A 13,228-nucleotide genomic window follows, 5' to 3' on the forward strand; every position below is an offset into this window, starting at 1 on the left:
GACCACGTTGTCCTCTCCGGGACCGGAGAGCCCGCGACGGGCGGCGACGCCCTGCGGGTGCCCGGCCGGTCGCCCGGCCGGGATCGGATCAGCCCCGCAGGGGCTGCATGGCGGCGACGTCGGGCGCACGCAGGCGGACGGCCTCCGCGCTCGAGTCGTCGGGCTGGAGCTCCGCCTGGTCCTCGGCCTGGGCCCGGGCGGTGTAGGCGTCGACCTCGGCCTGCCGCGCGGCGGCGTCCCAGCCGAGGAGCGGCGCGGCGATGTCGGCGATCTCGTCGAGCGCGGCCAGGCCGCGATCGGACACCTCGTAGACGAGGCGGGTGCGGTGCAGCAGCAGGTCCTCGAGGTGCAGGGCGCCCTCGTGGCTGACGCCGAAGTGGATCTCGGCGCGCAGGTAGGCGGGGGCGTGCTCGAGCGGGCGGGCCAGCGACGGGTCCTGCTCGCACAGGTCGACCAGCTGGCGCAGGGACGACCCGTACCGGTGCAGCAGGTGGTCCACCATCGCGGGCTTCCACCCGAACTTGGCCGCCCAGGTCCGTGCCAGGCGCCGCGTGGCCTGCAGGCCGACCGCGCCGAGCAGCGGGATCTGGTGGGTGATCGACGGGAGCGCGGCCGCGCGCTGCCCGATGGCGAAGTCCACGGCGTCCTTCGCCATCACGCGGTAGGTGGTGAGCTTGCCGCCGGCGATGACGGTGAGGCCGGGCACGGGGCTCGCGACGGTGTGCTCGCGCGACACCTTGGCGGAGCTGGTGCCCTCCTTGGTGCCGGGCTGCAGCAGGGGGCGCAGGCCGGCGTACGTGCCGATGATGTCGTCGCGGCTCAGCGGGTGGGCGAGCACGGCGTTCGCGTGGTCGAGGATGTAGTCGATGTCCTGCGCCGTGGCGATGGGGTGCGTCGGGTCCTGGTCCCAGGGGGTGTCGGTGGTGCCGACCACCCAGTACCGGGACCACGGGATCACGAACAGCACGGACTTCTCGGTCTGCAGGATGAGGCCGACGGTGCCCTTGATGCGCTCGCGCGGGACCACGATGTGCACGCCCTTGGACGCCAGCACGCGCAGGCCGCCCTCGTCGCCGGCGAGCGCCTCCGTGTCCTCGGTCCACACGCCGGTCGCGTTGATGACGTGCCGGGCGCGCACGGTGATCTCCTCGCCGCTCTCGAGGTCGACGAGCACGGCACCGTTCACGGCGCCCGTCGCGCCCTTGGTGAGCCCCACGACCTGGGTGCGGGCGGCGGCGTGCGCGCCGTAGCTCACGGCCGTGCGCACGAGCGTGGTGACGAGGCGGGCGTCGTCGACGGAGGCGTCCCAGTACTGCACGGCCCCGATGGCGGCGTCGTGGGCGAGGTCCGGGAACTTGCTCGACATCTGGCGCCGGCTGAGGTGGCGGTGCAGCGGCATGGCGCGGCGGCCCGGGGCCAGCGAGGCGAGGGTGTCGTAGAGGGCGATGCCGGCGCCGACGTACGCGCGCTCCCACACCCGGTGCTCCAGGGGGTAGAGGAACGGGACGGGCTTCACCAGGTGGGGCGCGATGTCCTTGAGCAGGAGGTCCCGCTCGGTCAGCGCCTCCTTCACCAGGTGGAAGTCGAGCATCTGCAGGTAGCGCAGTCCGCCGTGGACCAGCTTGCTGCTGCGGCTCGACGTGCCGGAGGCCCAGTCCTGGGCCTCGACGATCGCGGTCGACAGGCCGCGGGTGGCGGCGTCGAGCGCGATGCCGGCGCCGGTGACGCCGCCGCCGATGACGAGGACGTCGAGCTCACCGCTCGGGGACTGGGAGTCCTTCAGCGCGGCGAGCGCCTGGGTACGCGACTCGGCCGTGAGGCGGGTGGAGGCCATCGGGGGGTTCCTTCCGATCGACGACGACGCTCCCAGGGCAGCATCCCCAGCACGTCCGCGCAAGCCAGGTGCACGAACGTGCAGGATGAGAAACTGGGGCCATGGCGAGCTACCGGGAACGCGACGTCGTCATGGCGGCGACCATGTACTACCTGCAGGACATGAAGATGGAGACGATCGCGCGCCATCTGCGCACCTCGCGGTCCACCGTCTCGCGGCTCATCAAGCGGGCCCGGGAGACCGGCGTCGTCGAGATCACGTTGCGTCCCGGGCCGTCCCGGGCACCCGGCCTCAGCCAGGAGATCGCCGAGCGGCACGGCATCGACGCCTACGTGGTGCCGGTCGCCGACTCGGCCAACGACGACGACCGCCTGCAGCAGGTGTCGATCACCACCGCCCGACTCCTGGCCCGCTGGTTCGACTCCGACATGGTGCTCGGCGTCGCCTGGGGCACGACCCTCGCCGCCATCACCGAGCACCTGCCGCACAAGCCGACCCGCGGGGCCGCCGTCGTGCAGCTGAACGGCGCCGCCAACACCAGGACCTCGGGCATGACCTATGCCGGCGACCTGATCGCGGGCTTCGGGACCGCCTTCGACGCGTCCGTCCACTACTTCCCCGTCCCCGCGTTCTTCGACTTCGCCGAGACCAAGGCGGCGATGTGGCGCGAGCGCTCCGTGCGCCGCGTGCTCGACGTCCAGTCCCGCGCCGACATCGCCCTCTTCTCCGTCGGCGCGCTCACCGGCGGCGTCCCGTCGCACGTGTACTCGGCCGGGTACCTCGACCCCGACGACGTCGCCGTCCTCGACGCCGAGGGGGTGGTGGGCGACGTCTGCACCGTCTTCATGCGCTCGGACGGCACCTACCGCGACATCACCCTCAACGCCCGCGCCACCGGCCCCGCGCCGGCCGAGCTGCGCCGCATCCCGCGGCGGCTGTGCGCCGTCGCGGGCGACAACAAGGTCGTCCCGCTGCAGGCGGCGCTCGCGGCCGGCGTCGTGACCGACCTGGTCATCGACGAGGCCACCGCCGTCGCACTCGTGGAGGAGTCGTGAACGTCCGTGCACCGGGACGCCCGCGCCCGCCGCGGCGCACGCTCGTAGAGTGACGCCGTGCCCCAGGACCACGGCGCGTCGTACGCCGTCCGCCCCGCTCTGCCGGCCGACATGCGGGCGGTGCGCCGCCTGGTGGAGCCGTACGCCGAGCGACGCATCCTCCTGGCCAAGGAGATGGTCGGGTACTACGAGGCCGTGCAGGAGTTCCTGGTGGCCGCCGATCCCGACGGCGAGGTCGTGGGCTGCGGCGCCCTGCACGTGATGTGGGACGACCTCGCCGAGGTGCGCACCCTCGCCGCCGACCCGGCGTGGCGCGGGCACGGCGTCGGGCACGCGATCGTCGAGGGGCTCGTCGGCCGAGCACGCCAGCTCGGGCTGCGCCGCGTCTTCTGCCTCACCTTCGAGGTCGGCTTCTTCCGCACCCACGGCTTCCGTGAGATCGACGGCACGCCCGTGACGACCGACGTCTACGCCGAGCTGCTGCGGTCCCACGACGACGGCGTCGCCGAGTTCCTCGACCTCGCGCGGGTCAAGCCCAACACCCTCGGCAACACGCGGATGCTGCTCGAGCTCTGACCGCCTCGCCCGGCCGCCCGCGACCCGCCTAGGTCGGCAGGTGGTACCGGCCGGCGTCGTCCTGCTCGACGAGGCCGTCCTCGACGAGGCCCGCGAGGCAGCGGTCCACCTGCGCCTGGTCGGGGCCGGAGTCGGCGAGGAGCGCGCGCGGCAGCGGGTCGGTGGCGGTGCGCAGCGCGGCCATGACGCGGCCCCGCACCTGGCGGTCCGTGCCGTGCCAGGCCTGGGTGCGGCGGCGGTGCGCGTGGGCGTCGGGCGGGTGCCCGGCGGCGCGCCACGCGCACAGGTCGGCGACGGGGCAGGCGCCGCAGCGGGGCGCGCGGGCGGTGCACACGACGGCGCCCAGCTCCATCGAGGCGCCGGCCCAGCGGGCGGCGGTCGCGTCGTCGCCGGGCACGACCGCGGTGGCGAGGGCGCGCTCCGCGGCCGTGGGCGACGGCGCGCCGAGCGCCGTGCCACCACGGGTGCGGGCCAGCACGCGCCGCACGTTGGTGTCGACCACCACGGAGCGGCGGCCGAACGCGAACGCGCGCACCGCCGCGGCCGTGTACTCGCCGATGCCGGGCAGCGCGCGCAGCTCCTCCTCGTCGTCGGGAACGGCGCCGCCGTGCCGCTCGACGATCGCGGCCGCGCACTGCTGCAGGCGCAGCGCCCGGCGCGGGTAGCCGAGCCGGTCCCAGGCGCGCAGCACGTCGGCGGTGGAGGCGGCGGCGAGGTCGGCGGGCGTCGGCCACCGCTCCAGCCACGCGCGCCACACCGGCTCGACCCGCACCACCGGGGTCTGCTGCAGCATCACCTCGCTGACCAGCACGCCCCACGGCGTGCGGTCGGGGCGTCGCCACGGCAGGTCGCGGGCGGCGTCGTCGAACCACGCGACCGTCCGCGCGACCAGCGGGTCGGGGGACACGGTGGCCGACGTCGGCGGGGCGGGGTGGACGGGCGGCACGGTCGCCCATTGTGTCCCATCGAGTGTCAGACCTCGCCGCCGGCAGGTCACGGGTGCGGTGGCCGGCGGCGCGGCTCCGCGAGCGGCGAACCGGCGCGTCGTACGGTGGCGCCGCAGCACGGTTCGAGACGGAGGAGTGGCCCGTGGCACGTGCGGACGACGGGCGTCGGGGTGGCAGCACCTCGCGCGGCGCCGGCGCGCGCTCCGGCGCAGGTCGGGCGGGCGGTTCCGGCGCGTCCGGGCGCTCGGGCGGCACGTCGTCGGGCAAGCGGACCTCGGCCGGGTCGTCGCGGTCGACGACGTCGCGCGGGTCGACCACCGGCGCGGGCAAGGGCGGCGCGAAGCCGGCCGCGAAGAAGCCCTCGACGTCCGCCCCCCGGAGCGGCTCGAAGGCGACGCCGAAGCCCGCCCCCCGGAGCGGCTCGAAGGCGACGTCGAAGCCCGCCGCGAAGCAGGGACCGAAGGGCGCTGCGCGCGGCGCGGGCGCCCGGTCCGGGTCCGCGGCCGGCGCGCGGTCCACGGGGACGGAGGCCTCGTCCGCGCGTTCGTCGTCGACACGTTCGTCCTCGACACGTTCGTCCTCGACACGGTCGTCGTCGACGAGGTCGTCGGGGTCCCGCGGCGGCAACCGCCGGGTGGTCACGGCGTCGCAGTTCGTCGCACCCGGTGCGTCGCGCGGCGGTGCGCGCTCGGCATCGGCCGGCCGCACGGCGTCCCGGCCCGCCAGGTCGCGGACGGCGCCGCGTCGTTCACGCCGTTCGACCGTGGTGTCGCTCCTCGTCGTGGTGCTGCTGTGCGCGACGGGCGTGGTCGGCGGCTACGGCGTCGGGCGTGCGGTCGACGGCGTGCGGGGGATGCTCGCCGGGCCGGAGAGCCTGCCCGCGGACAAGGTCGCCGCGCCCGAGCCGCTGAACGCCGGCGGCCCGTGGACGACGTGCGCCCCGGAGAACGTGGAGCTGCGCCTGTCGTCGAGCGCGTCGACCGTGACGGCCGGCTCGCCGCTGTCGTTCATGGTGCGGGTGACCAACGTGGGCCGCGTGCCGTGCACCTTCAACGGCACCGCCGCGAGCCGCGCGGTGACGATCACCGACGCCACAGGCAAGGAGCGCGTCTGGTCGTCGTCCGACTGCGCGGACGGCTCGCGGATGCTGCTCCTGGGGCCGGGTGACCTCAACGCGGGCGAGGTGCACTGGAAGTCGCAGACGTCCGGGAAGGGCTGCACGGGGCAGCCCGCGGTGCCCGCCGGCACGTACCAGGCGACGGCGTCGCTCGTCGACGTGCCCGGCGCGAAGAGCGACCCCGTCACCTTCACCGTCGCCGCGAAGGCGAAGGCCAAGGCCGACACCGCGACGGACGACGCCGACACCCAGGACGCGAAGGGTGACGGCGCCGCCGCGACCGATGACGCCGCGGATGACGCGAAGACCGGTGACGCGAAGACCGGTGACGAGAAGGCCGGTGACGAGAAGACCGGCGACGCGGCCGACTCGTCGTCCGACGGCGCCAAGGGCGACGACGCGCAGGGCGAGGACACCGACCGGGGCGGGAAGGACGAGGGCGCCGGGCGCGCCGCCGACCGCAAGGCGGCGGCCGACGAGAAGGCGTCCGAGCGGGGCTGATACCGACGTGGCCGACGGGCTGCCCGACCTGCGTGCGCGACCCGCAGGCCGACGCCGGGAGCCGGCGCGCCGGGTCAGGTGCGGCTCAGGTCAGACGTAGCGCTCGAGGATGCTGGACTCGGCGAGGCGCGACAGGCCCTCGCGCACGGCGCGCGCCCGCTGCTCGCCGACGCCGTCGACGGCCATGAGGTCGTCGACGCTCGCCGCGAGGAGCTTCTGCAGCCCGCCGAAGTGCCCGACCAGTCGCTCGATGATGGCGGCGGGCAGGCGCGGCACCTTGGACAGGAGCCGGTAGCCGTGCGGCGCCACCGCGGCGTCGAGGGCGACGCCTCCGCCAGGCAGCTCCAGCACGCGGCCGATGTGGCCGAGGTCGAGGAGCTGCGCGGAGTCGAGGGCGGCGAGGTCGGCCTGGACCCCGGTGAGGGAGCGGCCGCTGCGCTCGAGCTCGACGTAGTCGCGGACCACGAAGTCGCGGTCGGCGCCGATGCCGCCGATGAGCTCGTCGAGCTGCAGGGCGAGGAGGCGGCCGTCCGCTCCGAGCTCGACGACGTACCCGTCGATCTCCTCCGAGATGCGGCGCACCATCTCCAGGCGCTGGACGACGGAGCAGACGTCGCGCACGGTGACGAGGTCCTCGATCTCCAGCGCGGACAGGGTCCCCGACACCTCGTCGAGGCGGGAGCGGTAGCGCTCCAGGGTGGCGAGGGCCTGGTTCGCGCGGCCGAGGATGGTGTCCGGGTCCTCGAGGACGTGCCGGTGCGACCCGACGTAGATGGCGATGATCCGCATCGACTGGCTGACGGAGATCACCGGCAGGCCGGACTGCTTGGCGACGCGCTCCGCGGTGCGGTGGCGGGTGCCGGACTCGCTGGTCTCGATGGACGGGTCCGGCAGCAGCTGCACGGCGGCGCGGCGGATGCGCGTGGCGTCGTGGTCGAGGACGCACGCGCCGTCCATCTTCGACAGCTCGCGCAGGCGCGTGGCCGAGAACTGGACGTCGAGCTCGAAGCCGCCGGAGCACATCTGCTCCACGGTCTTGTCGAGGCCGAGGACGATGAGCGCGCCCGTGCGGCCGCGCAGGATGCGCTCGAGGCCGTCGCGCAGCTCGGTGCCGGGGGCGACCGCGGCAAGCGTCTCCCGGAGCAGGGCATCGGAGTGCACGGAGGAGGGAGCCACGGGGGAATCCTACGACGCGGAGGGCCGCTCGCCCCGGCGATCCGCCGATCGGACGCCGACCCCCGCGAGGTCGACGGCCTCGGCGAGGTGCCGGGCCTCCAGGAGCTGCATCCCCGCAGGCGCCTTGACCGACGCGCCGGCCGGCACGACGGCCCGGACGAAGCCGAGGCGCGCGGCCTCGCCGACCCGCCGGTCGAGCCCCGTGACGGGCCGGATGTCGCCCGCCAGACCCACCTCGCCGAGCGCGACCGTGCCGGTGGGCAGCGGCTCGCCGGTGCGCGCCGACACGATGGCGAGGGCGGTGGCCAGGTCGGCGGCGGGCTCGGTGACCCGGGCGCCGCCGATCGTCGAGACGTACACGTCCTGGTCGGCGAGCCGCAGGCCGGCGTGCCGGTGCAGCACCGCGAGGATCATCGCCAGGCGGGACGACTCGACGCCGCTCGTCGTGCGCCGCGGGTTCGCCAGGGGCGACGGCGCGACCAGGGACTGCAGCTCCAGCGCGAGCGGGCGCCGGCCCTCGAGCGTCACCGTGACGCAGGTGCCCGGCACGCCCGCGCCGAGGTGGGAGAGGAACAGGCCGCTCGGGTCGCTGAGGCCGATGATGCCCTTCTCGGAGAGCTCGAAGCAGCCGACCTCGTCCGTGGGGCCGTAGCGGTTCTTCACGGCGCGCACCATGCGCAGCCGCGAGTGCCGGTCGCCCTCGAACTGGCACACGACGTCGACCAGGTGCTCGAGCGTGCGCGGGCCGGCCACCGTGCCGTCCTTGGTGACGTGCCCGACGAGCAGCACCGGCACCTGCCGCTCCTTCGCGACGGCGATGAGCGAGGCGGCGACCTCGCGCACCTGGCTCACGCCGCCGGGCGCGCCGTCCACCTCCGCCGACGCGATGGTCTGCACGGAGTCCACGACCAGCAGGTCGGGCTGGTTGGCCTCGATGTGGCCCAGCACGGTGCCGAGATCGGTCTCCGCGGCGAGCAGCAGCGTCGGCGCCAGCGCGCCCACCCGCTCCGCGCGCAGGCGGACCTGCCCGGCGGACTCCTCGCCCGTCACGTAGAGCACGGTGCGCGCGTCGCGGCCGTCGGCGCCGCGCGCGTAGCTGGCCGCGACGTCGAGCAGCAGGGTCGACTTGCCGACGCCCGGCTCGCCCGCCAGCAGCACGACCGCCCCGGGCACGAGCCCGCCGCCGAGCACCCGGTCCAGCTCGGGCACCTGCGTGGGCGCCGCCTGCGCGGCCGCGACGTCGATGTCCCCGATCGGGCGCGCCGGCGCGCGGCCCGGGCTGGTCGCGACCGTGCGCGGCCCGGCCGACGCCGGGCCCTCGTCCGTGACCGTGCCCCACTCCTGGCACTCGCCGCAGCGGCCCACCCACTTGGGGGTGGTCCACCCGCACTCCGTGCAGCGGTAGCCGGGGCGGGACTGCTTGGCGCGGCTGCGGGACGACGTCGTGGTGCTCACGTCGACAGACGCTAGGCCCCGGCACCGACACCGGCGCAGGGAGCGCGCGATGATGGCCGGGTGGCCCCCGAGAACCCCGACGTGACCCGGTTCCTGCACGACGGGCGCCTGCTGGCGATGCCGCGGCGGTGGGAGCACCGCAGGGCGGTGGCGCGCTGGCTCGCGCACGCCACGCTGCCCGACCTGCTGGAGCCGCTGGGGGAGCGCGAGCTCACGGACCGGCTGGCGGAGCTCGCCGCGGACCCGGTCGGCGCGCGGCGCGCGATGGTCGACCTGGGGACGGTGCACCGCACCCGCGACGGCGCCGAGTACTGGCGCACGGAGCTCACGGAGTACGACGGGCTCACCCCGGACGAGGTCGTCGAGGACGTGGACACCTCCGAGGGCCTGCACCGCACGCTGCACCTCGACGGCCGCCGGGTCGACTCCGTCGCCACGTTCTACGACGAGCTGAACCGCGTCTTCATGGCGGGCGAGGACTGGGACCTCGGGCCGAGCCTCGACGCCCTGGACGACCTGCTGCACGGCGGGTTCGGCGCCGCGCACGGCGCGGACCGGGTCACGGTCGTCTGGCACGCCTTCGACCGCTCCCGCGACGCCCTGGGCTTCGCCGCGACGCGCGCGTACTACCTGGCGAAGCTCGGCGACCCGCGGTTCGACGCCGCCCTGTTCCGCGGACGCCTCGCCGACCTCGAGGCCGGGCGCGGCCGGACGTACGCCGAGCTCGTCCTGGAGGTGTTCGCCGACCACCCGGACGTCGAGCTCGTGCTGCGCTGAGCCGGGGCGCCTCGACACGCGCCGGAGGAGCCGCCGACACCGGGACGCGCGCCCTAGGCTGCGTCGTGCACCGCCGCCGACCCCGCAGGAGGACATCGTGAGCCAGGCACGCACGGGCGGGAACGGGCGCCCGTCGCCGGAGGTGTTCCGCCGTCGTCGGATCGTGGTGGCGTCGGCCGCGGGCGCGCTCGTGCTGGTGGTGGTGCTGCTGACGGCGTTCGTGTGGCCGGGGTTCGCGCGCGAGGAGCCGGAGCCGCAGGCCACGGTGACGGCGCCGGTCCCGACGCCGACGATCGCGCCGAGCGGGCGCCCGGAGTCGCAGACGGCGTTCCTCAAGGCGCAGCCCGACACCGTGCTGGCGCTGGCGCTGCAGGGCGTGACGGAGGACAAGGACCGCGAGAAAGAGGCCGACGCCGTCGAGGCGTGGCAGCTCACGTACGCGGACGGCGCGGGCGACGCCGCGACGACGGTGCAGGTCGAGGCCGGCCAGTGGGAGGACGACGACGCCGCGTCCGCGGCGTACGAGGCGCTGGTCAAGGCGGCCGGCGAGCCCACCGGTGAGGGCGACGTGACGGTGGACGGCAAGACCGTCGGGGCGTACGTCGTCACCCCGGGCTCGGCGACGGGCACCGCCGTCGTCACGTGGCGCAACGGCACGGCCGTGCTGCAGGCCACGGGCCCGGCGGACCTGGTCGAGGACTTCTACTCCGCGTACCCCCTGTAGCCCGCGCGTCGGCCCCGAGGGTCGCGCGGGACGTACCGTGGTGCCCGTGAGCGAGCAGACTGACGAGCAGGCCGGCGCCCCGACGAACAGCCGGACGGACGGCGTGAAGATGGCGTTCCTGGGGACGGGCAACATGGGCGAGGCGGTGCTCGCGGGGGCGCTGTCCGCGGGGGTCGCGCCGCAGGACGTGGTGGCCACCTCCCGCCGTGCCGAGCGCGGCGCCCACCTCACCGAGCGCTTCGGGGTGCGCGCGACGACGGACAACGTCGCCGCCGTCGAGGGCGCGCACGTCGTCGTCGTCGGCGTGAAGCCGAAGGACGTGGGGGCCATGCTCGACCGCGTGGCCGACGCGCTCGAGCCGGGCGCCGTCGTGGTGAGCGTCGCCGCCGGCCTGCCGCTGTCGTTCTTCGAGCAGCGCCTGCCCGCCGGCACCCCCGTGGTGCGGGCGATGCCCAACACCCCCGCCCTGGTGGGCGCCGGCGTGACCGCGGTCGTCGGGGGGTCGGCCGCCCGCGAGGACGACGTCGCCCTGGTGGAGCAGGTGCTCGCCGGCTCCGGCCACGTCTTCCGCGTCGCCGAGAAGGACATCGACGCGTTCGGCGCGCTCGCGGGCTCGGGCCCGGCCTACGTCTTCTACGTGGTCGACGCGATGGCGGAGGCCGGCGTGCTGCTCGGCCTCACCCGCGACGTCGCGCGGCGCCTCGCGGTCGAGACCGTGCTGGGCTCGGCGAAGCTGCTCGACGAGACGGGCGAGCACCCCGTCCTGCTCCGCGAGAAGGTCTCCTCGCCCGGTGGCACCACGGTGGCCGCGCTGCGCAAGCTCGACGACGGCGGCGTGCGTGCCGCGTTCCTCGACGCGCTCGAGGCCGCGCGCGACCGGTCCCGCGAGCTCGCGGCCGAGCACGGCTGAGCCGGGCCGGAGGGTGGCGGGATGACGGGCGACCTGGCGGACGGTCCGGAGGCGGCCGCGCGCCGCGGCCGACGGCCCGCGGGCGCCGGCACCCGCGAACCGGTGCTGGCGGCCGCCCGCGAGGAGTTCCGCGAGCGCGGTTACGAGGGCGCTTCCGTCCGTTCGGTCGCCCGGCGCGCCGGCGTCGACCCGGGCACCGTGCGCCACTGGTTCGGGGACAAGACGCACCTGTTCACCGCCTCAGTGGGGCTGGCCGACGTCGACCCTGCGGCGATCATGCGCGCCGCGACCGAGGGCGGCCCGGTCGAGACGCTCGGTGTCCGGCTCGTCCGCTCGGTCGTGGACGTGTGGGACGCGGACTACGGCGAGACGGTGCGGCTCGTCGTCCCGGCGGTCATGTCGGACCCCGGACTGCGCGCGCTGCTGCCGCAGTTCCTCGGTGCGGAGCTGCTCGGGCCGATCGTGCGCCGCCTCGACGTCGACGACGCACGTCTGCGCACGGGGCTCGTCGCCTCGCAGATGGTGGGCGTCCTCATGACCCGGTACCTCGTCCCGCTCGAGCCCCTGGCGTCGCTGCCGGCGGACCGGGTCGCCGCGCTGGTCGGGCCGACGGTGCAGCGCTACCTCACCGGCGAGCTGGTGCACGGCTGACCGTTGCGCGCAGTGTCGTCGAGGAGCACAATTCACCACATGGGGAATAATGACGGGGCCATCCGGGTCCGCGGCCTGCGGGTCGAGCGGGGCGGCCGGCCGATCATCGACGGCCTGGACGTCACCGTGCCCGCGGGCCAGGTGGTGGGGCTGCTGGGGCCGTCCGGCTCCGGCAAGACGACGCTGCTGCGCGCGGTCGTCGGGGTCCAGGCCCGGGTCGCGGGTGAGGTGACCGTCCTGGGCGAGCCCGCGGGCGCTCCGGCCCTGCGCCGCCGCGTGGGCTACGTGACGCAGGCCGCCTCGGTGTACACCGACCTCACGGTGCTGCAGAACCTGCGCTACTTCGCCCGGCTCGCGGGGCTGCCGGCCGCGGGGGCGGAGGCGGCGGTGCGCCGCGCCGTCGCCGCCGTCGACCTGGGCGGGCACGAGAAGCAGCGGGTCGCCACGCTGTCCGGCGGCGAGCGGTCGCGCGTCTCGCTCGCCGCCGCCCTCGTCGGCGACCCCGAGCTCCTGGTGCTCGACGAGCCCACGGTCGGCCTCGACCCCGTGCTGCGCCGGGACCTGTGGGCGATGTTCCGCCGCCTCGCCGGGGAGGGGCGGGCGCTGCTGGTCTCGAGCCACGTCATGGACGAGGCCACCCAGTGCGACCGGCTCCTGCTGCTGCGCGACGGGGCGCTCGTCGCCGACCTCACGCCCCCCGAGCTCCTCGCCCGCACCGGCGCCCCCGACGCCGAGCGCGCGTTCCTCGCGCTCATCGACCAGCAGGCGGAGGAGGCCCGATGACCCTCACCCTCACGACCGCGAGCCGGGTCCTGGCGCAGCTGCGCTTCGACCACCGCACCGTCGCGCTCATCCTCGTGCTGCCGTGCCTGCTGCTGGGGCTCATCGCCTGGATGTTCGACGGCACGCCCGTGCTCGACCAGTTCGGCCCGATGCTCGTGGGGCTGTTCCCGCTGATCGTGATGTTCCTGGTGACGAGCGTCGCCACCCTGCGCGAGCGGCAGTCGGGCACCCTCGAGCGGCTCATGACGACGCCGCTGCGCAAGGGCGACTTCGTGGCCGGCTACGCGCTGGCGTTCGCCGCGCTCGCGCTGCTGCAGTCGCTGGTGGTGGTGGGCTTCGCCCTCGTCGTCGGGATGGACGTGCTCGGCCCGCTCTGGCTGGTGATCGCCGTCGCGATGCTCGACGCCGTCCTCGGCTGCTGCCTGGGCCTCGCCGCGTCCGCGCTCGCCCGCAGCGAGTTCCAGGCCGTGCAGATGATGCCCGCGGTGATCTTCCCGCAGCTCATCACCTGCGGCCTGCTCATGCCGCGCGACCAGATGCCCGAGGTGCTCGAGTGGCTCTCGCGCGTCTTCCCGCTCACCTACGCGGTGGAGGCCATGCAGACGCTCGCCGCCGGCGGCGAGTGGGCGGACGTGCAGGGCGCGGTGGGCGCCATCGCGCTGTTCATCGTCGGCGCCGTCGTCCTCGGCGTCGCCACCCTGCGCCGTCGGACCGCCTGAGGG

At 75.4% G+C, this 13,228-nt stretch carries 13 protein-coding genes; 9 read left to right on the forward strand and 4 right to left on the reverse strand.

The window, feature by feature from the left end; all coding sequences use genetic code 11:
- Positions 1–88: 88 nt before the first annotated feature.
- Positions 89–1,834 carry an FAD-dependent oxidoreductase gene (locus ACFU9A_RS06575; protein ID WP_430574455.1) on the reverse strand — a complete coding sequence of 582 codons (1,746 nt, stop codon included), beginning with the start codon at positions 1,832–1,834 and terminating at the stop codon, positions 89–91.
- A gap of 101 nt (positions 1,835–1,935) precedes the next feature.
- On the opposite strand from ACFU9A_RS06575, the gene ACFU9A_RS06580 reads away from it, so the two are divergent.
- Both ACFU9A_RS06580 and ACFU9A_RS06585 read left to right on the forward strand, forming a co-directional pair.
- Positions 1,936–2,889, forward strand: a complete 954-nt coding sequence (locus tag ACFU9A_RS06580; protein WP_430574456.1) for a sugar-binding transcriptional regulator — start codon at positions 1,936–1,938, stop codon at positions 2,887–2,889.
- A gap of 57 nt (positions 2,890–2,946) precedes the next feature.
- Complete coding sequence (locus ACFU9A_RS06585; protein ID WP_430574457.1) at positions 2,947–3,465, forward strand: amino-acid N-acetyltransferase; 519 nt, start codon at positions 2,947–2,949, stop codon at positions 3,463–3,465.
- 28 nt (positions 3,466–3,493) lie between these two features.
- On the opposite strand, the gene ACFU9A_RS06590 is transcribed toward ACFU9A_RS06585, so the two are convergent.
- Positions 3,494–4,411 carry an A/G-specific adenine glycosylase gene (locus tag ACFU9A_RS06590; RefSeq protein WP_430574458.1) on the reverse strand — a complete coding sequence of 306 codons (918 nt, stop codon included), beginning with the start codon at positions 4,409–4,411 and terminating at the stop codon, positions 3,494–3,496.
- A gap of 764 nt (positions 4,412–5,175) precedes the next feature.
- On the opposite strand from ACFU9A_RS06590, the gene ACFU9A_RS06595 reads away from it, so the two are divergent.
- Complete coding sequence (locus ACFU9A_RS06595; protein WP_430574459.1) at positions 5,176–6,030, forward strand: hypothetical protein; 855 nt, start codon at positions 5,176–5,178, stop codon at positions 6,028–6,030.
- A gap of 90 nt (positions 6,031–6,120) precedes the next feature.
- On the opposite strand, the gene disA is transcribed toward ACFU9A_RS06595, so the two are convergent.
- Both disA and radA read right to left on the reverse strand, forming a co-directional pair.
- A complete protein-coding gene (gene disA, locus ACFU9A_RS06600; protein ID WP_380321471.1) occupies positions 6,121–7,206 on the reverse strand; it encodes a DNA integrity scanning diadenylate cyclase DisA in 1,086 nt (361 codons plus the stop codon).
- Positions 7,207–7,215: 9 nt separating this feature from the next.
- Positions 7,216–8,661 carry a DNA repair protein RadA gene (gene radA, locus ACFU9A_RS06605; protein WP_430574460.1) on the reverse strand — a complete coding sequence of 482 codons (1,446 nt, stop codon included), beginning with the start codon at positions 8,659–8,661 and terminating at the stop codon, positions 7,216–7,218.
- Positions 8,662–8,721: 60 nt separating this feature from the next.
- On the opposite strand from radA, the gene ACFU9A_RS06610 reads away from it, so the two are divergent.
- From ACFU9A_RS06610 to ACFU9A_RS06635, 6 genes are all read left to right on the forward strand, one after another.
- On the forward strand, positions 8,722–9,438 hold the full coding sequence (locus ACFU9A_RS06610; RefSeq protein WP_430574461.1) for a DUF2087 domain-containing protein: 717 nt from the start codon (positions 8,722–8,724) through the stop codon (positions 9,436–9,438).
- A 97-nt stretch (positions 9,439–9,535) separates the two neighbouring features.
- Positions 9,536–10,162 (forward strand): hypothetical protein, encoded by a 627-nt coding sequence (locus tag ACFU9A_RS06615; protein ID WP_430574462.1) that lies wholly within the window; start codon positions 9,536–9,538, stop codon positions 10,160–10,162.
- Positions 10,163–10,208: 46 nt separating this feature from the next.
- Complete coding sequence (gene proC / locus ACFU9A_RS06620; RefSeq protein WP_430574463.1) at positions 10,209–11,072, forward strand: pyrroline-5-carboxylate reductase; 864 nt, start codon at positions 10,209–10,211, stop codon at positions 11,070–11,072.
- 21 nt (positions 11,073–11,093) lie between these two features.
- Complete coding sequence (locus ACFU9A_RS06625; protein WP_430574464.1) at positions 11,094–11,723, forward strand: TetR family transcriptional regulator; 630 nt, start codon at positions 11,094–11,096, stop codon at positions 11,721–11,723.
- Between the two features lie 39 nt (positions 11,724–11,762).
- Entirely contained in the window at positions 11,763–12,506 is a 744-nt protein-coding gene (locus ACFU9A_RS06630; RefSeq protein WP_430574465.1) for an ABC transporter ATP-binding protein, read from the forward strand.
- On the forward strand, positions 12,503–13,225 hold the full coding sequence (locus tag ACFU9A_RS06635) for an ABC transporter permease (RefSeq protein WP_430574466.1): 723 nt from the start codon (positions 12,503–12,505) through the stop codon (positions 13,223–13,225). Before ACFU9A_RS06630 ends, ACFU9A_RS06635 begins: the two co-directional genes overlap by 4 nt.
- The last annotated feature ends 3 nt before the right edge of the window (positions 13,226–13,228 follow it).

The organism is Isoptericola sp. NPDC057653 (assembly GCF_042799955.1).
Lineage (GTDB): Bacteria > Actinomycetota > Actinomycetes > Actinomycetales > Cellulomonadaceae > Isoptericola.

What these genes read in the sequence shown, in the direction of transcription:
- ACFU9A_RS06575 (WP_430574455.1), bottom strand. Translation starts at nt 1,834, where the DNA reads ATGGCCTCCACCCGCCTCACGGCCGAGTCGCGTACCCAGGCGCTCGCC.
- ACFU9A_RS06580 (WP_430574456.1), top strand. Translation starts at nt 1,936, where the DNA reads ATGGCGAGCTACCGGGAACGCGACGTCGTCATGGCGGCGACCATGTAC.
- ACFU9A_RS06625 (WP_430574464.1), top strand. Translation starts at nt 11,094, where the DNA reads ATGACGGGCGACCTGGCGGACGGTCCGGAGGCGGCCGCGCGCCGCGGC.
- ACFU9A_RS06630 (WP_430574465.1), top strand. Translation starts at nt 11,763, where the DNA reads ATGGGGAATAATGACGGGGCCATCCGGGTCCGCGGCCTGCGGGTCGAG.
- ACFU9A_RS06635 (WP_430574466.1), top strand. Translation starts at nt 12,503, where the DNA reads ATGACCCTCACCCTCACGACCGCGAGCCGGGTCCTGGCGCAGCTGCGC.